The organism is Engelhardtia mirabilis (genome assembly GCF_007748095.1).
Taxonomy (GTDB): domain Bacteria; phylum Planctomycetota; class UBA1135; order UBA1135.
Genome location: NZ_CP036287.1, coordinates 368,366 through 389,429, shown reverse-complemented (window position 1 = coordinate 389,429; position 21,064 = coordinate 368,366). Strand labels below are relative to the sequence as shown.

Below are 21,064 nucleotides of genomic sequence, written 5' to 3'. Positions count from 1 at the left end.
AGCCAACTCTGTCCCGCCATTGGACTTTGGTTCATCGGCCTCGACCCCAGGCAGAAAACCCCAACTTTCAGAACCGTGCTACCCGTGGGCGGGGACGCGCGTCGGCGTGCTGGACAGGGTCACGCTCGACTTGCGCTGCATGAAGAAGTCGCGGCTCCAGGCGCCTTCGAACAGGATCGCGTAGCGGCCGACGCGGTCGCGACACAGGGCGGCGCCGGTGGGCAGGGCCAGGTCGTCGAGGGCTTGGCGGTCGACGGAGCCGTCGAGGGGATCGCCTTCGATCCAGGCCATGGCCGACCAGGGCGATTGCTCCAGGCGCGTGGTCGCGCCGTACTCGCTCTCGAGGCGGTGGCGCACCACGTCGAACTGCAGGGGGCCGACGGCGCCCAGGACGGGGATGCGCTGGCCGCTGCGCTCGAGTAGGAAGGACTGCACCACGCCCTCTTGCAGTAGCTGGGTCAGGCCCTTGGAGAAGCGCTTCTGCTCCGCGGCGCCGTCGCCGTGGAGGAAGGCGAAGTGCTCCGGCGCGAAGGCCGGGATGCGGTCGATGGTGAGCGAGGCGTCCTCGGCCAGGGTGTCGCCGATCTGGAAGTCGGAGCGGCCGACGATGCCGACCACGTCCCCGGCGAAGGCCTCGTCCACCGTCTCGCGTTCGCGGCCGAAGACGCGGTGCGAGCTCGTCAGGCGCACGCGATCGCCGGTGCGCGTGTGGAACACCGGCATGCCGCGCTCGAAGCGCCCGGAGCAGATGCGCGCGAAGGCCAGGCGGTCGCGGTGGCGCGGGTCCATGTTGGCCTGGATCTTGAACACGAACGCGGAGAAGCCGGGGTCGTCGGGCTTGACCACGCGCTCGCCGGCGCGGCGCGCCTTGGGCGGCGGGGCCAGCTCGACCAGGGCATCGAGCAGGAGCTCGACCCCGAAGTTGCGCACGGCGCTGCCGAAGTAGACCGGTGTCAACTCGCCGGCGAGGATGCGCTCGGGGTCGAAGGGCGCCGACGCGCCGTCGAGCAGCTCGAGCTCACCGATGGCACGGTCGATGACGTCCGGCGCGAAGGCGGCGCGCACCTGAGGATCCTCGAGGCTGCCCACGGCGACCGGTGCGCGGAACGCCCCGCCGGGCGTGCGCTCGAAGTGGTGCAACAGGCCCGAGCGCCGGTCCAACACTCCGCTGAAGGCCGCGCCGCTGCCGATCGGCCAGTTGGCCGCAAAAGCGCTGATGCCGAGCACCTCTTCCAACTCGTCCATCAGCTCCAGCGGGTCCCGCGCCGGCCGGTCGAGCTTGTTGATGAAGGTCAGGATCGGCACGCCGCTCTGGCGGCAGACCTCGAACAGCTTGCGCGTCTGGGCCTCGATGCCCTTGCTGGCGTCGATCACCATCACCGCCGAGTCCACCGCGGTCAGCACGCGGTAGGTGTCCTCGGAGAAGTCCTTGTGCCCCGGCGTGTCGAGCAGGTTGAGGACGTGGTCGCGGAAGTCGAACTGCAGCACCGTGGAGCTGACCGAGATGCCGCGCTGGCGCTCGAGCTCCATCCAGTCCGAGGCCGTCGAGCGCTGGTTCTTGCGCGCCGTGACCGACCCGGCCAGACCGAGGGCGCCGCCGTAAAGGAGCAGCTTCTCGGTCAGCGTGGTCTTGCCCGCGTCCGGGTGGGAGATGATGGCGAAGGTGCGTCGCCTGCGGATCTCGCGGTGCATGGGGAGGGGGTCGGTGGGAGGACCATGGCCGAGGCGGGAGGGGATCCACCGGGGCGCGGCGAGCCCCGATCCGGCGCAAGGGCGAACACGATACAGCCCACGCGCGTGGCTGAGTCATGCCGCTCCGTAGTCGATCCCGCAGGCGGAGGGCCCGTCGCCCCCCTCGAGGGGGTCTCGAGCACCTGGCCCTCCGCGCTACGCAGACCCGGCGAAGATCGCCGGCTAGGATCTGAACGCGACTCCGCCCCCCCACACTCGACCGTGACCATGACTACACGCAGATCCTTCCTGGGCGCCGGCGCCGCCCTCCTGGCTGGTGCGACCCTGGGTCCGGCCGCGCTCTCGCGCCCCCTGGCGGCCGCGCCGCGGTCGGGAAAGCCCCTCGACCTGCTCTTCCTGGGCGGCACCGGCTTCATCGGTCCGCACCAGATCGAGTACGCGCTCCAGCGCGGACACCGCGTGACGATGTTCAACCGCGGCAGCAAGTCGGGGCTCTACGGCGACCGCGTCGAGGAGCTGACCGGCGACCGCGACCCGAACAAGGGCGACGGGCTCGCGGCGCTGGCGGGCGAGCGCCGCTGGGACGCGGTGATCGACAACTCCGGCTACGTGCCGCGTCACGTGCGCGCCTCGGCGGTGCTGCTCGAGGGGCGCGTCGGTCGCTATCTATTCACGTCCACGGTCGCCGTCTACGACTACGAGGCCCAGCCGAGCGTCGATCGCGACGGCCCGCTGCTGCCGGCGCCGGATCCGGACGTGGAGACGGTCACAGGAGAGACCTACGGCCCGCTCAAGGCCGAGGGTGATCGCATCGTGCGCGCGGTCTACGGCGAGCGCGCCACGGTCGTGCGTCCCTGCTACATCGTCGGCCCGGGCGACACCACCGACCGCTTCACCTACTGGGTCGACCGGTTGCACCGCGGCGGTGACGTGGTCTGCCCCGCGCTGCCGGGCAACGAGGTGCAGTGGATCGACGCGCGCGACCTGTGCCCGTGGCTGATCCGCCTGGTGGAGAACGACACGCCCGGCGTGTTCAACGGCGTCGGACCCGCCTCGAAGCTGACCAACGAGCAGCTGATGTGGGGCCTGCGCGCCTTCAGCGCCGCGCCCACGCGCCTGCACTGGCCCAGCGCCGACCTCGTCGACGAGCTGAAGTTCCCCACGCCGATGTTCGACTGGGGTCGCATGGACCGGCACACCGACGCCAGCGCGGCCGTCGCGGCGGGCTTGACCTACCATTCCCTGGCGGACACCGCGCGGGACACCCAGGCCTGGTGGCTGGCCCAGCCCGAGGAGCGCCGCGCAGGCGCCCGCCGCTGGCCTACCGCCGAGCAAGAAGCCGCCATGCTCGAGCGGCTGCGGCGTTGATCGCGGCAACCTCGAATCCCCGCGCATGAGCCACCAACGCAGCGAACCCCGGTCCGACCACCGCACCGAACTCGAGGACATCGCCAAGACCGCGATGGTCGAGCGGGGCTTCCTGCCCGGCTTCTCGACCGCGGTCATGGGTGAGCTGGCGGCGCCCACCTCGCGCACCGACCACGCGGGCGAGGCGCGCGATCTGCGCGACCTGCCCTGGGTCTCGATCGACAACGACGACTCGCGCGACATCGATCAGTTGACTGCCGGCGAGCGCACGGCCGACGGCGCGACGCGGATTCTGGTGGCAATCGCCGGCGTCGCCGACACCGTCGCTCGCGACTCTGCCATCGACCGGCACGCCCGACACAACACCACGTCGGTGTACACGGCTCCGATGGTGTTCCCGATGCTGCCCCTCGAGCTCAGCACGGATCGGACCTCCCTCAACCGGGGCTGCGAGCGCGACGCGGTGGTCGTCGAGTTCGTGGTCGACCCGCGCGGCGGCCTGGGTGCCAGCGACGTCTACCGGGCGTTGGTCCGCAATCGCGCGCAACTCGCCTACCCGGGCGTCGGTGCCTGGCTCGAGGGCGCGGGGGAGGCTCCCGGCCCGCTGGCCGACGAGCCCGCCCTGGCGGAGCAACTACGCCTACAGGACGCCGCCGCGCAGCTGCTCGAAGCCCGTCGCCGGGAGGAGGGCGCGCTGGAATTCGACACCCGTGCGCCGCGCGCGGTCTACGTCGAGGGCCAGGTGACCGGCTTCGTCGAGGGGCACAAGAATCACGCGACGAAGTTGATCGAGCACTTCATGGTCGGCGCCAACGGCGTCATCGGCCGCTATCTCGCGGCACGCAGCTCCGGGATCCAGCGGGTGGTGCGACGGCCGAAGAACTGGCCCCGCCTGCGCGAGATCGCGGCGGGCTTCGGCGAACAGCTCCCGAGCCAGCCGGACGGCCCCGCCCTGGCACGGTTCCTCGTGAATCGGCGCCAGGCGGCACCCGAGGCCTTCCAGGACCTGTCGCTGGTGGTGATCAAGCTCCTGGGTCGAGGCGAGTACGTGGCCGGCGGCGAGTCCGGTCACTTCGCCCTCGGCGTTCGCGACTACTCCCACTCGACGGCTCCCAATCGCCGCTTTCCCGACCTGGTCAACCAGCGCATCCTGCTGGCCGCCCTGGCCGGGAACGAGCCCCCCTACGATCCCCGCGAGCTCTCCCGGATCGCCGAGCGCTGCACCGAGAAGGAGGCCGACGCCGAGAAGGTCGAACGCCGGGTACGCAAGTCCGCCGCGGCCCTGTTCCTGCGCGGCCGCACGGGTGAGAGGTTCGACGCGATCGTCACCGGGGACTCCGAGCACGGCACCTGGGTCCGCATCGCCAACCCGCCGGTGGAGGGCATGCTCGTGAATCACAGGGGTCACCTGGGCGTGGGCCACGCGCTGCGCGTCGAGCTCGTCCGAACCGACGTGAGACGGGGCTTCATCGACTTCGAGGCGATTTGAGTTCGATCGCCCGAGTCCTTCGCAACGCTGCGCGGCGGCACCAGGCGGCCGAGTTGCCTGGGTCGCTCGAATCGCCTGATTCGCTCGGGCCCCCGCGCGCTGCTCGAAGCGCTCAGAGCGCGTCGGCGATCAGTCCCGCCAACTCGATCTCGCCCTGACACCCGGACACGCTGTCCGTGGTCCAGACGTTCGCGATTCCCGCCGCGGCCAGCTTGGCCAGCGCATCGTCGGCGAAGATCCCGTGGGTGACGACGGCGCTGATGCTGCGCGGCCCGTCCTTCGCCACCGCCTTTGCCACCGCGACCAGGGATCGCCCGGTGCTGGCGATGTCGTCGACCAAGACCACGTTCCGATCGGCGAAGCTCCGAGCGGGAAGGGACACCTCCACGTCGGCGTCCCCGCGGCGTCGCTTGGTCCCCACGGCGTAGTCGAGACCCGAGCACTCCGCGATCGCCGCGACCCACTGCTCGGACTCCTCGTCGGGTCCGACCAGCAGGGGCCGGTCGACCCGGGCCTCCAGGAACGCCGCGATGGGTCCGGTCGCGGACAGCACCACGGTGGTCAGGCCCGGGGCGAGCAGGTCCAGGTTCTTGGTCCGGTGCAGGTGGGGATCGACCGTCAGCAGACGATCGAACTGACCCGCCAGGAAGCGCGTGATGACCCGCTGGCTGACCGCCTCACCCGGCCTGAAGGCCTTGTCCTGGCGCATGTAGCACAGGTACGGCGCGACCAGGGTCAGGTGCTCCGCGCCGAGCTCTCGTGCGGTCTGAGCCGCGAGCAGCAGCTCGATCAACTTCGCGTTCGGATGGTCCAGGCTACGCACCAGCACGACCGACTTCGGCAGCGACGCCGGCAAGCGGAGCCGCGACTCTCCGTCCGGAAAGCGGTGCACCTCGACCTGCGAGCCTTCGAGCCCAGCGGCCCGCGCCAGGCGCCGCGCGGGCGCGGCGTACTCGTCGAAGAAGAGCATCCGCGTCGGCCCGTCCTTCGCGCTCACGACAGCTCCTGCGTCAGCGCCGACCCGCCCGCACGCGCGCCCACCTGGGCACTCGCCGCCTCGATGGTGTAGCCGACGCTCTGCTTGACGCGCTCTTCGGCGAAGCGCGCGTCCGAGGGGAAGTCGGCGTAGACGGTGTAGAGCAGCTCGCCGGCGTCGACTTGGTCGCCGAGCTTCTTGTGGAGGTCGACCCCCGCGCCGAGATCCATCGGCGCTCCGGCCAGACGAGCGATACGGGCCAACTGGTGATTGTCGATCGCGGTCACCACACCTTCGCGCTCGCTGCGCACCTCCTGTCGCAGGCGCCCGGGCTGCCGGGGCGGACCGTCGACTTCGCCCTGGGCGACGATGATGTCCCGCATCTTCGACAGGGCGCGACCGGAGTCCAGGATGTCCCGCGCCAGGGCGAAGCCCTGACCCCCGCGCACGTCCGGGTCGAACTCGAGCACCCGCCCAGCGAGTCGCAAGGCCTTCTGGCGCAGGTCCTGGGGCGCGACGGCGTCGTTCTGCAGCACCTGCATCACGTCGCGGGCCTCCAGTACGGGACCGATGCCGCGTCCGATGGGCTCCGAGCCGTCGGTCATGACGACCTCGATGTGCAGACCCAGCCGGTCGCCGACGAACTCGAACAGCTTGCGCAGCCGCAGGGCGGCGCCCATGTCGCGGACCTTGGCCGATGGTCCCATCGGGATGTCCACCAGCAGATGGGTCGCCCCCGCGGCGATCTTCTTGGACAGGATCGAGGCCACCATCTGGCCCGGCGAGTCGATCGACAGGGGGCGTTCGACCGAGATCAAGAAGTCGTCGACGGGCGCCAGGCGCGCGGTCCCGCCCCAGGCCAGGCAGCCCCGCTCGCGCCGGACGATGGCCTGAATCTCGTCCATGGGGAGGTCGACCCGCGCCAGAACGCTCATCGTGTCGGCCGTTCCGGCGGGCGACGTGATCGCGCGGCTGGACGTCTTGGGGATCAGCATCCCGTGGGCGGCGACGATCGGGACCACCAGCATCGACGTCCGGTTGCCGGGAATGCCGCCGATGCAGTGCTTGTCGGCGACCAGCGCCTCGCCCCAGTCGAGCCGCTCGCCGGTCTCGACCATGGCTCGAGTCAGGTGCAGGACCTCCTCCCGCTCCAGGCCCGTTTGGCCGCAGGACACGAGGAAGGCGGCCATTTCCACCTTCGAATAGCGGTTCGAGACGATGTCGTTCGCGATCGCGCGGAAGTCGGGATAGTCCAGGCGCTCCCCGGCGATCTTGCGGTGGACCGCGTCGAGGGATCGCGGTGGCTCGGCGTGGTCGACGCTGCACTCGGCGCCCTCGACTGCCGCGAGCTGGTCGAAGGCCTGCTCGCCGAGGCCGATCTCACCGGTGCCGACGATGGACGCGTCGTCGACGATGTTGAGCAGCGCGACGATGCGCCGCCCCTCGCCGTTCGCCGACGACACGCGGACCTTCGCCAGGGCCTGGAAGCCCTCGGTTCGGTAGGCGGGACAATCGCGGTGAAGGAACGCGACGTTCTCTCGATAGGTGTCGATCGCCACCCGTCGCAGCCGCAGGGGCTGCGCGACTTGCGTGCTCATTGGAGGCCTCGGTTGGTCCGCCTTGGGCGGGACACCAAGCCTACTCCATGGACCACGGGGCTCGTCGGCGCTCACCCGCAACCCCTGCGGACCTCTCGCTTCCGTCACCTGCCAACCTGCACCGCGCGTCCGTCTCGTCGAACATCGGGCCGATCACCGAGAACTGGACGGCCGAGCGTGCCGGGGTGACTGCCCTTCAGGGTCGGTTGCCCGTCGACCCTCGGCGCGGACATCGCGACGACTCAGGGTTCGCGTCTCGACGGCCCACCAGGGTCCGACGATCTCGATCGGAGTCAGTGCACCACCACCGTCGAGACCTGAGTTGAGATTGGCCCCAGCTCGACCGCGCCTTTGAGCGCACCGTCCGCAGACTCCACGCGGACGGTGTAGAAGCCCTGGGGCAGCGGCCCGAACAGCGGGCGCTCGGGGTGTTCACGCTCGGGCTTGGCGGCGAAGTGGCTGCGGATATCGACCAGGCCGCCCCACTGCAGGCCACGGTCGTCGGTGATCGCGATGTGAGTGCGGGTCGCATCGACGGTGCCGTCTTCCAATGCGACCTCGAGCCAGCGGTCGGGGCCCAGGGTCAGCTCCACCCGGTCGTCCGAACCCACTTCCACCACCGTGGCTGCGCTCACACCGTCGTTGCGAACAGCAGTGACCCACAGGGGACCCAGGGGCAGCACGGGCGCCACGGCCGATCCGTCGCTCGAGGTGCGGGTCACCGTGCAGGGATTCAGGGGGCGGCCTTCGGCGTCGTGGACGAACAGGCTCGCGCCTGACGCGGGGCGGCCGAGGGCGTCGAGCGCGTGCAGCTCGACCGTCGCGCCGCCGACCACGGCCAGGTCGCCGAGGTCGACGGCCGCTGGCCCCTGCACCGTCGCCGCGTCGGACACGGTGCCCGCCTGGGGCAGGCCAGTCCCGTCCGGCGCGCTCCCGTGGACCACCGCCACGTAGCTGCCGGGCGCGAGCAGGTGGAAGGTGAAGCGCCCGTCGGCGCCGGTGTGGACCGAGTCGCCGCCGAGGGTCGGGGCCGGTTGGTGCGGCGCGCCGGCCACGCTGCGCAACTCGACCCGCGCGTCCTCGACCGGTGCGCCGGCGTCGTCCACGACCCGGCCGGCGAGGGTGGCGCCGCGCAGGTCGAGCACGATCTCCTCCACCGCGCCCGGGGCCAGGTCGAAGCCGAAGCGCTGCCCGCGGCTGGCGAGCCCCATCACGTTGGCGTGGGCGACCCAGGCGCCGGCTTCGGGCAGCTCGATCGAGAAGGCGCCCCCGTCGTCCGCGCGGACCACGTTGACCTGGGTCGGGCGCGCGGCCGGGTACCACTGCATCAGGCCGCTGATCGGTTCGCCGTCGTGCAGCAGGCGGCCGTGCACCCGCGGGGAGTCGCCGTCGACCAGGCCGAGCTCGAGGTGCTCGCTGCCGCCGTCGGCGAGGACGAACACAGCTTGGTGCAAGAAGGCCATGCCGCCCAAGCCGCCCGTGGGCTCGCCCGCTGCGATCAGCTCGTCGTCGCCGGGAAAGGTCGCTGCGCGCCAGGGGCCGGGGATCAACGCGTGGAGTTCGAAGCGTCCGAGCGCATCGGTGACCAGCTCGCGGAACTCCCCCAGGTCGGGACTCGAGACCTGCACCGATCGCCCGGCCACCGGCTGACCGTCGATGCCGTAGGCGACGCCGGTCACCGTGGCCCCGACTCGCAGGGTGTGGTCGATACCTTCGATCCGCTCGCCCGCGACGAGCTCCACCGGCCGCTCCGGACTCGCGGCGAAGCCCGCGCTGCGGGCGCTGAGGATGACGGTGGACGGAATCTCGAACTCCAATCGATAGCGACCCTCCGCGTCCGTCACGGCGCGCGCGCGCCGCGGGGTCTCGGGCCGGCGCAGGCTGAGGGAGACCTCGGACAGGCTGCCCTCGAAGACCTCCGCGCCGACCACCGGCTGCCCGGCTGGATCGAGCACTCGGCCGGACACGGCCGGCCCGCCAGTCGGCACGGGTCCGAGCGGCGCAGCGGATGGCTCGACGGGCATGTTCACGAGGGCTAGGCGTTGGTCCTCGGAAGCTGCCCTGGGCTCGGAGACGGTGTGGCCGGGGCGTTCGCTGCTCGCCGCTCCGTCGACCTCGGCGGTGACGAGGCCCTCGTCGGACGGTGCCACGGCCCCCTGCAGCACCAGCCCGCGGCCGAACCAAACGAGCAGACCCACGGACACGGCGGCGACGGCGAACTTCCACACGGCGAGGCTTTCGATAGTGGCGAGAGAGACGGCGGCGACGCTGGCGGCGCCACGCTCCGGCGTTGCGAGTAGGACCATTCCGGATAGCCACGACTCACGACCGCCCGGACGGCGGTCAAGTCGTTCGCGCAGTTGCTCCAAGCCCCGGGCGATGCGATTGCGAACCGTCGAGGCGGGCTCGCCGTCGCGCCGGGCGATCTCCGCCGCCGAGTGCCCTTCGAAGAAGTGCAGGAGCAAGGCACGGCGGTTGGGGTCGTCGAGGGCGAGCACGGCCTCGACCAAGAGGCGCTGGGCCTCGGCTCGACCGGCCAGCTCGGCTGACGAGGGCAGCTCGCCATCGGGCGCGACCTCACGCTCTCGCAGGTGCCGCGCGGAGGCCCGATCGAGCCGACGCAGGTGCACGCTCCGCAGGGCCGACTGGAGCCAGCCACGGGGCGATTCCAGGTTCTGCGGCGGGCGCCGGGTGGCCTTGAGCCAGACCTCCTGGACCAGGTCGTCGGCCCCCGCCTCGCCCGCCAGCCGTCGGGCCAGGCCGTGCAGCCAGCCCGCGTGGGCCAGGAGTTCGTCGATCGTCGCGCTCGAGTCGGACATCGCAGGGGAGGACACCGCCAGGGCCAAGAACGTCGCGGCAAGCTCGAGATTCTCTCGGGGGCCTCTGCGCCGGGCCCCGTCGGCAACTCCCGCAAAAGTGTCAAATCAGGTGTCGGTTCGGACGGGCCAACTCGGCGTGAGGGGTAGGCGACGGATGTCCCGTGGCCCTCGAACCCCTGGAGACCATCCGATGTTGCACCTGCTGACTGCTGCCGTCGCCCTCGCGGCGACCACCGAGAACCCGAAGACCTGGATCCCCCTGGCCGGCTCCGGCCCGGCTGGGGCCGCGCCGACCGTCGAGGTCGTGGACGAACTCTCGGGCCCCGACCGCACCGTCGTCCACGTTCGCATTCCCGGCATCTGGGCCGAGACGGTCGCGGGCGGGGACGGTCAGGCCTACACGCGCCTCGCCCTGCCCGGCCGGGCCTCGACCCTGGAGCTGCTGGGCGCGCCGGAGCTGCCGGTGCTGCGCTTCCGCCTGGCCGTCCCGCCGGGGGCGCAGGTCCAGGCCGGCGACGCGCCGGGCGAGCCCGTCGTACTGGTCGATCTGGACCAGGCGGGTCCGGGCGGGTCGGCCCTGCCGCTCGTCTACCCGGTGCACGAGCCCGCCTGGGACGGCGACCCGGACGCCGGCACACCCGCGGGCGTGCCGCCGGCCTTCCACTTCAACCCCACGATCTACTTCGGCTCGCAGGTCTTCCCGGCCAGCCTCGTGGACGCCCAGATTCCCGTCGAGCCGCTGATCGGTGGCGTCGAGGCTGCGCTGGTCGAGCTGCGGCCGCTGAGCCTCGATCCGCACGGTGGTGACCTGCTCGTCCGCGCCGACTTCCAGGCGACCTTCGAACATCCGGCCCCGGTGCCGTCGGTGCTGGTTCCGGTCACGCCGGGCACGGCCCAGTTCGTCGAAGAGCTGGCGTTGAACTACACCAAGATCGAACACCACTACTACCCGGCCATCCCGCCGAGCCTCGGCAATCCCGACCGGCTCTTGATCGTCGCGCCGAAGGCCCAAGCCGACGAGCTCTTGCCACTGATCGCGCAACGCCAGCTCTGCGGCTACGACGTGGAGTTCCGCGCCCTGTCGGACCTGCCGAACGTCAGCCCGGAGTCGATCCGCAGCGCGATCGGTGCCTGGGCCTCAACCGCGGCGCCGGGGGTCAGCTCCTTCGCCCTGTTGGTCGGTGACGTGCAGACCCTGCCCCTGCATCCGCCCCTCTCGCCCCAGGGTCTGCCGAGCGACGCGGGCTACGGGACGGCACTTCCCGGTGCGCCGGGAGTGCGGGTACACGTCGGGCGACTCTCGGTGGACGACGACGCCGACCTGGCCCTGCAGATCGCGAAGATCGTCGAGACCGAGCGCAGCGGCTCGACCAAGAACAACTTCAAGCAGCTCGGGCTCGCCTGCCACACCTACCACGACGCCCACGTCGACTACCTGGCCTGGGCGAACGAACTCGCCGCGCAGATCGCGGCGACCGGCTCGCAAGTCGTGCCCCAGGTCGTCGGCGGCGCGGACCCCGATGCGACGGCCAAACTGCTCGACCTCGTCGAGAAGGGCCTGGGCTACCTGCTGTACCGCGGCCAGGGCTCCAGCGCCGGTTGGATCGACTGGGCGTCGAACGGCGCCGACCTGACCGCGCTCGACCTGGCGCAGCTCGACAACGATCTGGCCCCGATCCACTGGGCCCTCGCGCCGTCGACGGCGGACATCTCCAGCGACTCCCTGGCCGAAGCCTGGATGAGCGCGGCCGGCGGCGCCGTGGCCGTCTTTGGCGCCGTGGGCGCCACGGAGAGCGTGTTGGTGCACGAGGTCGGGCACTGGCTCGGCCTGTATCCCGCGCAGCCGGTGGCCCTGGCCCACGGCAAGCTCCTGACCGCCAGCGAGCTGTCGGCCGAGCAGACCTACCAGCACACCAGCGGCGGCCCGGTGAGCGAGCGCTTCCTCTTGCTCGGCGATCCCGCGATGGTCGCACCCGTCGCCAACACCTCGCTCGAGGACGACGTCTGGATCGACGGCAAGCTCATCACCGCGGAGAACTACGACAGCGTCATCGTCGTCGGTGCGGCCGGGGGCACTGCGCACGTCCGCATCGGAGACCCGGACGGCAACCCGGTCGACGGCGCCCTGGTCTCGCTGGTGCTGGGTCACAGCTCGATCGGACCGGACGGCGAGCTGCTCCAGCCGCCCTTCCAACGGGACGTCTACACCGAGAACGGAGTGGCCGTGATCGAGATCGACCTCGGCGCCGCCGAGCTGGCCGCGGCTCTCGGGTTCGAGGGCAAGGGCCAGGGCTCGATGCAGATCCTGATGGGCGACGGCTCGGTGAAGTTCATCCAGGACAGCATCGACGTGCAGTTCGGCGCCGTGGTGGACCTCGGCGGCCAAGTGCCTGACGTCCAAGGCGTCGCGCCGCAGCTCGCGGTGCCCGCCGGCGCCGTGGTCGGCCAGCCCTTGAGCCTGGAGCTGACGAGCGCGCCGCCCGTGGCCTTCGGGAGCCTGTTTGTGGCCTTCGAACACCACCCCCTGCCCTTCGCCGGCGGCACCTTCCACGCCTTCCCGGTGGGCCTGACCTTCCCCTTCGCCACCGACGCGGCGGGACACCTGGCCCTGTCCCTCGGCCCGCTCCCGACCGCCCTGCCGCCCGGCTTCAAGCTCGTGCTGCAAGCGGTGGCCGTCGACCCCCTGGGCCCGCTTGGCCTGGTCCTGTCGAACGGCCTGTTGGCGACGTTCTGACCCCGGCGCTCACCCCGACCGCGGCACCGCGCCGCGGCCGGGGTGATTCGCGCGCGCCCTCAACCCCGCCGCGCGTCGATCAGCTTCTGCACCGTGACCAGGTGGTCCCAGGACAGGTGCTTGCGCTGGTACTTGCGGAACAGGAGGTCGTAGAGCTCCTCCAGGTCCTCCAGCTCCGGCGGATCGTGGGTGGTCCAATCGTCCTCGCCGACGCAGCGCGAGGTGATCGTCCACTTGGCGCCGAAGAGCTGGGCCCGCACCTCGCGCTTGCGGTTGTCGGCGGTGCGGGTCTTCCAGGCGTGGAGGTTTCGAGTACGGTTGGACACGGGCCTTGGCCTTGGGTTGAACGGGTCGATGAGAGGTTAGCCCGAGCGCACCCCGACCGGTCCGATCGATGCCCGAGACCGACGTCACCCACTTCCTCGAGCGCCTCTCCCTTGGCGACGAGCACGCCGCGGAGCGGCTGCTGGAGGTGGTCTACGCGGAGCTGCGGGCCTTGGCCGCGGCGAAGCTGGCCCAGGAAGCCCCCGGCCACACCCTGCAACCCACGGCCCTGGTGCACGAGGCCTGGCTCCGTCTGGTGGGCGACGAGCGCGCCGATTGGAAGAGCCGGCGTTACTTCTTCGGGGCCTGCGCCGAGGCCATGCGGCGCATCCTGATCGAAAGGGCGCGGCGCAGGGGCCGCTTGAAGCACGGGGGCGACCGCCAGCGGGTCGAGCTCGACGACCTGGCCCTGCAGGCCGAGACCGTCGACGCCGAGGCGGCGATCGACCTGTTGGCCCTGGACGAGGCTCTGGTCAAGCTCGCCGCCGAGGACCCGCTCAAGGCCGAGTTGGTGCAGTTGCGCTTCTTCGCCGGGCTGACCCTCGATCAGGTCGCACAAACCCTGGGCCTGTCCCCGGCGACCGTCGACCGCCACTGGGCCTTCGCGCGGGCCTTCCTGTTCCACGAGATCCAGGGGCGGGGCAGCGACCCGGGATCGTGAGGCGGCGGCGAGCGCCGGGTCAGGTCAGACGCTCCATGAACGCCAGGACGACCGCGTAGCGGCAGCCCTTGCCGATCCCGACCAGGATCAGGAAGCGCACGATCGGCGTCTTCATCAGCCCGGCGACGAACGTCAGGGCATCGCCGCCGATCGGCGCCCAGGCCAGCAGCAACGACCAGGTCCCGTAGCGCTCGAACCAGGCCTGGGCGCGCCCCAAGCGGTCCGCTCCGAAGGGGAACCAGCGGCGGTCCTGGAAGCGCAGCAGGTAGCGCGCCAGGGCCCAGTTGAACACGGCGCCGAGGGTGTTGCCGGCGGTCGCGGCGAGCCACAACAGCACCGGGTCGTAGCCCTCGACCGCGAGCACGACCAGGGCGATTTCGGAGTAGAAGGGCAGGATCGTCGCGGCCAGGAAGGACACGGCGAAGAGAGTCACGAGGGCTGCCAGCTCAGGCCTCCCCTGCAGCGACGGCTACCAGGCGGGCGAAGAGTCGGCGCTGTGCCGCCGCATAGAGCAGGTACTCCGGGTGCCACTGGACGCCGAGCACGAACTCCCGACCGTCGAGCTCGACGGCTTGGACGATGCGGTCCAGGTCGTGTCCGACGCTCCGCAGCCCCAGGCCCAGGGCCCCCACCGCCTGGGTGTGCAGGGAGTTGATCGAGGTCCGACCGCGGCCGAGGGTGCGGTGCAGGAGCGATGGCTCGGTGACGACCAGGGTCTTGAGCGGAAGCAGGGTGCTGCGGTTCGAGGTCAGTTTGCGGTGCGGTCGCAGGTCCCAGATCAGGTCGCCGCCCAGCCGCACGTTCAGCAGTTGCATCCCGCGGCAGATGGCCAGGATCGGCCGGCCGCCCTCCAGCGCCGCATCGATCACGTCCGCTTCGAACGCGTCGCGCTCGGGGTCGTAGCGACGCCGCGGCTGGCGCTCGGCGCGATACAGGGTGGGTTCGACGTCGTCGCCGCCGCTGATCACGATCCCGGCGAAGTCCTCGTGCGCAAACCGGTCGCCGGGGCGCAACTGCACGACCCTGGCGCCGGCGAAGCGCAGGCCCAGTTGGATGCACGCACGCGCTCCGACGGCCCCGGCGCGGGGGCCCGTCACGCCGATCAGCGGCCTGGACGCGGCGACAGCCAACGCTCGACCTCCTCGGCCCAGTCTCCGACCAGCCGCTCGAAGGGCCGATCCAGGAACGCGGCGTAGTGCCGACCGACCTCGTCGAGTCGCGGCCCGTCGGCGGCCAGGTGCTCGACCTCGAGCCACTGCCCCCACGGCACCTGGACGCCCCAGCCGGGCTCGTCCAGTTCGCAGTTCGGGAGTCGGTAGTGCAGCGCCGGGCGCGCCTTGACGCGCTCGTCGGAGACCACGCGGCGCAGCCGTTCCTCGTCGATCTCGGCGAACAGTGGCAGGAAGTCGAGCGGACGGTTGCGGGTGGGATTGGACGCCAAGTAGTCGTCCATCAGCCCGGCCAGGGTCGGGGCGTAGCCCGGGGCGACGACCCTTTGGATGTACTCGTCGGGAAAGGGGGCCGTGTAGCCGGTCAGACGTCGCGTGAGGTCGACGCGGCTCTCCCGCCGCAGCCAGTCCTGCAAGCACAGGAAGGCGCGCAGGTAGGCCAGCACCGTCGCGGCGTCCGCGCGGGGAATCTCGGGGTTGAGCTGCATCCCGAAGGCGTAGGTCCACCCCGCCCGCGTGCCGACCGCGCCCGCGCCGCGCAGGGCCGCGAGTACCGCCTGGACCTCTCCCAGGCGCGACATGGGGAGGGGCGGGCTGACCACTTCGACCGGCACCATGGCCTCGGCGCCGGCGCGTAGGGCTGCGTCGGCCCACTCCTCCGCCAGGGACGGCGCCTGCTCGGCCGCGGCCTGGTCGCGCGCCCGATCGCGGAGATAGGCGAAGTCGAGCTCCACCCTCCAGGGCCCCGCCTCGTCGCCGCGGATCACGTGCTCGTAGCGACTGACGACGTCCAGACGGCCCCCGAGGACCGGCAGCAATGCCGAGCTGGTCTGGGCCACATCGGGGCCGATGAACTCGATCTCGACGCCCACGCGGCGCTCGTCGCCCGACTCCGTCTGGCCCCAGGGCGGCGCGGTGGGAGTCCAAGCGTGGTCGAAAGTCATGGGGATTTGCGGCGACGGGCGCGGGGTGGAGTCGCGCCGGCGGGGCGATCGTAGGCCGCGATTGGCGCGAGGGGGACCCCACGATCGACAGCGGGCGCCGCAGCCGCGGTGGCGAGCAGCGAAGGTCCAGATCGTTCCCGTCGCGCGGGCGGACCCGACGCGAGATTTGTCGCCGAATGCGTGAGGCCGCCGAGCCCCGGTCGGCGCAGGAGTTCGCGCAGCACCTACGCTGACCCCCATGGACCCCGCACAGCGAGAACGCCTCGAGACCCTCTTCCACGCCTCCCGCGAGCGCGCGGCGGGTCCCGAGCGTGAGGCCTTCCTGGACGGCGCCTGCGGCGAGGATCGCGAGCTGCGCGACCGCGTCGACGCCCTGCTGGCGGCCCACGACGCCTCGGCCGAGTTCCTCGAGAGCCCGGCCGTGGAGCCCGGCTTCGAGGGCCCCGGTGCCTGGATCGGGCCCTACAAGCTGCTGCAGCAGATCGGCGAGGGGGGCATGGGCGTGGTCTACATGGCCGAGCAGACCTCGCCGGTGACCCGCAAGGTGGCGCTCAAGGTGATCAAGCTGGGCATGGACACCAAGCAGGTGATCGCCCGCTTCGAGGCCGAGCGCCAGGCCCTGGCGATGATGGACCACCCCTGCATCGCGCGGGTGCTCGACGCCGGCGCCACCGAGGCCGGGCGGCCCTACTTCGTGATGGAGCTGGTGCGCGGCGTCGCGATCCACAAGTACTGCGACACCCACAAGCTGCCCACCGACGAACGCCTGCGCCTGTTCGTCGACGTCTGCCGCGCGGTGCAGCACGCCCACCAGAAGGGCGTGATCCACCGCGACCTCAAGCCGGCCAACGTGCTGGTGACCTCCCACGACGGGCAGCCGGTGCCCAAGATCATCGACTTCGGCGTGGCCAAGGCCACCAACCAGCGCCTGACCGAGCGCACCCTGTTCACCGAGTTCCACCAGGTCATCGGCACGCCCGAGTACATGAGCCCCGAGCAGGCCGAGATGAGCGGCCTGGACGTGGACACGCGCAGCGACATCTACGCCCTGGGCGTGCTGCTCTACCAACTCCTGACGGGCACCACGCCGGTCGACCCCACCGAGCTGCGCACGGCCGGGTTCGAGGAGATGACGCGCATGATCCGCGAGGACGAGCCGCCCGCGCCGTCCACGCGCGTCAGCAAACTCGGCGCCGACGCGGACGGCATCGCCAAGAGCCGCGCCAGCGACGCGGGCAGCCTCTCGCGCCTGTTCCGCGGCGACCTCGACTGGATCGTGATGAAGGCGCTGGAGAAGGACCGCACGCGGCGTTACGAGACCGCGGCCTCCTTCGCCCAGGACGTGGTGCGCCACCTGGAGCACAAGCCGGTCGAGGCCGGGCCGCCGGGCTCGTTCTACCGCCTGCGGAAGTTCACCGGGCGCCACAGGCGGGCGGCGGCGGCGGCGCTGGTGCTGCTGGCGGTCGTGGGCCTGGGCTTGTTCGGGACCATCTCGGGCTACCTCGAGGCGCGCGCCGAGGTGGCCCGCTCGAAGGCGATCAGCGACTCGCTGCAGGACGTGCTGGCCATGACCGACGCCGCGCGCGCCTCCGACCCGGCGGAGGTCGAGGCGGTCCTGGCGACCGTGCGCGCGGTCTTCGGCGAAGAGGACGCGACCTACGCCGCCGTGCTCGACACCCTGGTCGAGCGGTTGCACGACGCCGGCGACTTCACGCGCGCCACGGAGCTGTGCCGCGAGTCCCTCGGCGTCTGGCAGCGCGTCCACGGCGAGGACCACCCCAACGTCGCGATCGGGCTCGGTCACCTGGGCCAGCTGCTGCGCCTGCAAGGCGAAGACGACGAGGCCGAGCAGTCCCTGCGCCGGTCCCTGGCCCTGCTGGAGGGCGCCTCGGACGCGCCGGGCCTGGCCGGCTACGAAGCGCGCATCGAGCTGGCGGACCTGTTGGCGAACCGCGGCGACTTCGCGGAGGCCGACGCCCTTTTCGGCGAGGCCCTGGAGCAGTTGCGCGCCGGCTCCTCGCCCTCGGGCTCGCGCATCCTGACCACCCTCGAGCAGCGCCTGATCGTGCAGGTCAACAGCGGCTCTTCGTCCGCCATCGAGACCCTGCGCCAGATCTACGACGAGACGCGCGACTTCTATGGGGACCAGGGTCCGATCGTCGCGGTCTCCGCCATGAGCCTGGGGTCCTACCTGGCCCAGCGCGGCGCGGCCGAGCAGGCCGAGCCCTACCTGCGCGAGGCGATCGAGCGCTTCCGCGCCTGCGGCCACGCGCGCGGCACCTACTACCTCGCCGCCAACGACGCCCTGTTCCAGATCGTGCGCACGCGCAAGGACCGGGCCAGCATCGTCGAGGCGGACCGGATGCTGCGCGAGATGATCGAGTTGGCGCGGCCGATCTGGGGTGCCGACGCCCTGGCCTCGAACCTGAAGTACTACGCCTCGCGCATGTCCGAGCGGGGCCTGCTCGAAGACGCCCTCGAGGCCCTGGCCGAGGCCCACCAGGTGCTGCTCGACGCGGGGCGCTCGATCGGCGAGCGCGAGAGCCTGCGCGACAACCTGGTGGTGATCGCCTACCGGCTCGCGCTGCGGCCCGGCCTCGAGCGGGCGTCCTACGACCTGGCCGCGGGCGCGGTCGAGCGCGCGCTCGTCGAAGAGCCGACGCACCCGGCGATGCTGACGGCCAAGGCCGTGGCGCGCTATCGCCTGGGTGACAACGCCGCGGCCGCGGAGCTCCTCGACCGCCTGCCCGGGTCGCTCACCTCGATCCAAGGTGGCCTGGCCGCCGAGATGGCGCCCGCCGACCACGCCTTTCGCGCCATGGCCCACGCGCGTCTGGGCCACGACGAGGTCGCTGCCGCGCAGCTCACCCTGCTACGCGCCACCTACGCCGATCGCGCCCTCGATACGGAGGCCGCCGCGCTGCTGCGCGAGGTCGAGGCCGTGGTCGAAGGAACACCCTCCGCCGACGTCGGCGGTTGAGCCCCTGTCTCCCGAACCTTCCGACTCCGAGTCCGCGAGCCCCCAGATGCCGACCCCGCACCTCCATCGCAGATCCTTCGCAACCTTCGCGGTCGCCCTGACCGTCGCCCTCCAAGCCGGCGCCGCGCAGGACCCGCAGGTCGACGGAGGTGTCGCCGCCGCCCAGCCGATCGACGAGTCGCCCTTCCCGGCCTCGACGGCCATCGCCGAGGGCGTGTCGCCCGAAGCTCTGGCGCGACTCGAAGCGCTGGTCCGGGGCTTCGTCGACCAGGGCCAGGTGGTCGGCGCCGAGCTGCAGGTGATCGTGAACGGTCGCTCGATCCTGCACGGGGCCTACGGCTGGCGCGACCGCGAGAGCGAGACGCCCATGGAGCCCGGCAGCGTGTTCTGCGTGCGCTCGATGACCAAGCCGTTGATCGGCACAGCCCTGTGGATGCTGATCGGTGACGACCTGGTCGAGCTCGACGACCCGGTCTCGAAGTACCTGCCCTACTTCGACGCCGAGGGCCTGCGCGACGTGACGATCGAGCACCTGATGACGCACACCGGCGGCTTTCCCTACTCCCTCTTGGTGGGACGGGACCTGGCCAGCCTGGGCGACATCCAGGCCGTGGCCGCCCTGGGTGCCGACTACACCCTCGACTTCGAGCCCGGCAGCGCCTTCCAGTACAGCGACCAGGGCACCGACACCCTGACCGCCGTGATCGAAGTGGCGAGCGGCGGCAGCGCCGCGGACTTCGTGCGCGCGCGCATCCTCGAGCCCCTGGGCATGGAGGAGTCGACGCTGTTGATGACCGAGGGCAACGCCCTACGGGCTCGCGCCTGTAGCAAGTACGCGGGCGCGCCCGGCGAATGGAAGCGCTTCTGGAGTCCGCAGGACCCGCCCCTGTTTCCCTTCTTCCTCGGCTCCCAGGGTCTCTACGCGACCCTCGACGACTACGCCCTGTTCATGCAGCTGTGGCTGGACAAGGGCCGCGCGGGGCGCGAGCGCTTGATCCGGCCGGCCTACGTGCGCAAGGCCCTGCGACCGGGGCCCTTCCCCCTGCCGGCCGGCACCGGCCTGCCGGGCGCGCGCGTCGACTACGGGCACCTGATGGAGCTGTGGACGCGGCCCGAAGAGGGCGCCGCGGAGGGCGCTGCGGAAGCGGAGCGCGAGGTCGTCGCCTTCGGCCACAACGGCTCCGACGGCACCCACGCCTGGGTCTTCCCCGACAGCCGCGCGATGGTGCTCTACTTCACCCAGTCGCGCGGGACCATGACCGGCGTGCAGGTGGAGGAGGCCCTGGGCGAGCTGTTCCTGGGCGCGCCCTTCGATCCCAACCAGCTGGCCCCGCCCCACGACGACTACCTGGGCTACTACCGCGAGAACGACGAGGACCTGTACCGGGGCATCATCGAGGACGGAGACGAGCTGGCCCTGGAGGTCCTCGGCCGCGGGGTGGTCGCCCTCGACTACGCCGGTGAGGATCAGTGGAAGATCCGCATGAACCCGGGCACGGTGCTGGCCTTCCAGCGCGGCGAAGCGGGGGAGGTCACGGGCTACGCCATTGGCGACCACCGCGAGTACCGCTTCGAGCCCGACGCGGACCTGCCGGGGGCCGAGGAGGTCGTTGCCAAGGTGCTGGCGGCCCACCGGCTCGACCTGCTCGCCGACCTGGGGCCCATGCGGCGCACGGGGACGATCGAGATCGCCAGCGTGAACATGGAGGGCGAACTCACGACCCTGACCGCCTGGCCCGACCGCTTTCGGGTCGACAGCATCACCGGCGAGAGCTTCGAACGCGTCGCCTTCGACGGCGAGGTTCTGCGCTCCGAGACCTCGGCCACGGAGTTCGAGGTGCTCGAGGGCGAACGTGCCGCATGGGCGCGCACGGACCACCTCCTGGCCCACTTCGGCGACCTGTCGCGCTGGCACTCGAGCTTGCGCGTGATCCAACGCCTGTCGGACGACGGCGTGGACGTCCTGATCGTGCGCGCCGGCGACACGTCGGGCCCGGCCACGACCCTCTACATCGAGGCCGAAACCGGCCTGGTGCGCCGGGTGGACAGCTTCGCGTTGATCCCAGGCATGGGGCGCATGGGCCAGTCCGCCGAGTTCGGCGACTTCCGCGACGTGTCCGGCATGCAACTGCCCTTCGCCACCAAGATCGAGCTGGCCAATCCGATCATCGGCGAGATCCGCGTCGTGATCGGGCAGACCGAGCTGGGCGTGGACGTCCCCGAGGGCAGCTTCGAGTTGAAGTAGCTGCGGCCCGAGACGGCGGCGACCCGCCCACCTTCAAGGGTGGACGGGTCGCCTGGGCCGAGGGA

The 21,064-nt window shown here is 71.4% G+C and carries 14 protein-coding genes; 6 read left to right on the top strand and 8 right to left on the bottom strand.

Annotation, left to right across the window (positions count from 1 at the left end):
- Nucleotides 1-78 precede the first annotated feature (78 nt).
- Entirely contained in the window at nucleotides 79-1,692 is a 1,614-nt protein-coding gene (locus Pla133_RS01470; protein ID WP_145061652.1) for a peptide chain release factor 3, read from the bottom strand.
- A 267-nt stretch (nucleotides 1,693-1,959) separates the two neighbouring features.
- Here Pla133_RS01470 and Pla133_RS01465 point away from each other — a divergent pair, with 267 nt between their 5' ends.
- Together Pla133_RS01465 and Pla133_RS01460 are read left to right on the top strand one after the other, a co-directional pair.
- Nucleotides 1,960-3,060, top strand: coding sequence for an NAD-dependent epimerase/dehydratase family protein (locus Pla133_RS01465; protein WP_419192024.1), 1,101 nt, complete (start codon nucleotides 1,960-1,962; stop codon nucleotides 3,058-3,060).
- Between the two features lie 25 nt (nucleotides 3,061-3,085).
- Nucleotides 3,086-4,549 carry an RNB domain-containing ribonuclease gene (locus tag Pla133_RS01460; RefSeq protein WP_145061649.1) on the top strand — a complete coding sequence of 488 codons (1,464 nt, stop codon included), beginning with the start codon at nucleotides 3,086-3,088 and terminating at the stop codon, nucleotides 4,547-4,549.
- 112 nt (nucleotides 4,550-4,661) lie between these two features.
- Here the strand turns inward: Pla133_RS01460 and Pla133_RS01455 are convergent, their stop codons facing one another.
- The 3 genes from Pla133_RS01455 to Pla133_RS01445 all read right to left on the bottom strand — a co-directional run bounded on the left by Pla133_RS01455 (nucleotide 4,662) and on the right by Pla133_RS01445 (nucleotide 9,942).
- Nucleotides 4,662-5,546, bottom strand: coding sequence for a ribose-phosphate diphosphokinase (locus tag Pla133_RS01455; RefSeq protein WP_145061647.1), 885 nt, complete (start codon nucleotides 5,544-5,546; stop codon nucleotides 4,662-4,664).
- Nucleotides 5,543-7,123: a thymidine phosphorylase family protein gene (locus Pla133_RS01450; protein ID WP_145061644.1), complete on the bottom strand. Its 1,581-nt coding sequence runs from the start codon at nucleotides 7,121-7,123 to the stop codon at nucleotides 5,543-5,545. The genes Pla133_RS01455 and Pla133_RS01450 overlap by 4 nt, the downstream gene beginning before the upstream one ends.
- Nucleotides 7,124-7,416: 293 nt before the next feature.
- A complete protein-coding gene (locus Pla133_RS01445; protein WP_145061642.1) occupies nucleotides 7,417-9,942 on the bottom strand; it encodes a sigma-70 family RNA polymerase sigma factor in 2,526 nt (841 codons plus the stop codon).
- Nucleotides 9,943-10,132: 190 nt separating this feature from the next.
- Here Pla133_RS01445 and Pla133_RS01440 point away from each other — a divergent pair, with 190 nt between their 5' ends.
- Nucleotides 10,133-12,676 (top strand): C25 family cysteine peptidase, encoded by a 2,544-nt coding sequence (locus Pla133_RS01440; protein WP_145061640.1) that lies wholly within the window; start codon nucleotides 10,133-10,135, stop codon nucleotides 12,674-12,676.
- Nucleotides 12,677-12,735: 59 nt separating this feature from the next.
- On the opposite strand, the gene Pla133_RS01435 is transcribed toward Pla133_RS01440, so the two are convergent.
- Nucleotides 12,736-13,002: a hypothetical protein gene (locus tag Pla133_RS01435; protein ID WP_145061638.1), complete on the bottom strand. Its 267-nt coding sequence runs from the start codon at nucleotides 13,000-13,002 to the stop codon at nucleotides 12,736-12,738.
- A 68-nt stretch (nucleotides 13,003-13,070) separates the two neighbouring features.
- Between Pla133_RS01435 and Pla133_RS01430 the strand changes: the two genes are divergently transcribed.
- Entirely contained in the window at nucleotides 13,071-13,661 is a 591-nt protein-coding gene (locus tag Pla133_RS01430) for an ECF-type sigma factor (protein ID WP_145061636.1), read from the top strand.
- Between the two features lie 19 nt (nucleotides 13,662-13,680).
- Here Pla133_RS01430 and Pla133_RS01425 read toward each other — a convergent pair whose 3' ends face one another.
- The 3 genes from Pla133_RS01425 to Pla133_RS01415 are packed head-to-tail and all read right to left on the bottom strand — an operon-like array spanning nucleotide 13,681 to nucleotide 15,774.
- Entirely contained in the window at nucleotides 13,681-14,094 is a 414-nt protein-coding gene (locus Pla133_RS01425; protein WP_419192023.1) for a YqaA family protein, read from the bottom strand.
- A gap of 13 nt (nucleotides 14,095-14,107) precedes the next feature.
- Nucleotides 14,108-14,791 (bottom strand): gamma-glutamyl-gamma-aminobutyrate hydrolase family protein, encoded by a 684-nt coding sequence (locus Pla133_RS01420; RefSeq protein WP_145061632.1) that lies wholly within the window; start codon nucleotides 14,789-14,791, stop codon nucleotides 14,108-14,110.
- The gene (locus Pla133_RS01415; RefSeq protein ID WP_419192022.1) at nucleotides 14,764-15,774 is read right to left on the bottom strand and encodes an amidoligase family protein; all 1,011 of its coding nucleotides are present in this window, start codon (nucleotides 15,772-15,774) and stop codon (nucleotides 14,764-14,766) included. The genes Pla133_RS01420 and Pla133_RS01415 overlap by 28 nt, the downstream gene beginning before the upstream one ends.
- A gap of 238 nt (nucleotides 15,775-16,012) precedes the next feature.
- Here Pla133_RS01415 and Pla133_RS01410 point away from each other — a divergent pair, with 238 nt between their 5' ends.
- Both Pla133_RS01410 and Pla133_RS01405 read left to right on the top strand, forming a co-directional pair.
- Nucleotides 16,013-18,754, top strand: coding sequence for a serine/threonine-protein kinase (locus Pla133_RS01410; RefSeq protein ID WP_145061630.1), 2,742 nt, complete (start codon nucleotides 16,013-16,015; stop codon nucleotides 18,752-18,754).
- A gap of 46 nt (nucleotides 18,755-18,800) precedes the next feature.
- On the top strand, nucleotides 18,801-20,999 hold the full coding sequence (locus tag Pla133_RS01405; protein ID WP_145061628.1) for a serine hydrolase domain-containing protein: 2,199 nt from the start codon (nucleotides 18,801-18,803) through the stop codon (nucleotides 20,997-20,999).
- The last annotated feature ends 65 nt before the right edge of the window (nucleotides 21,000-21,064 follow it).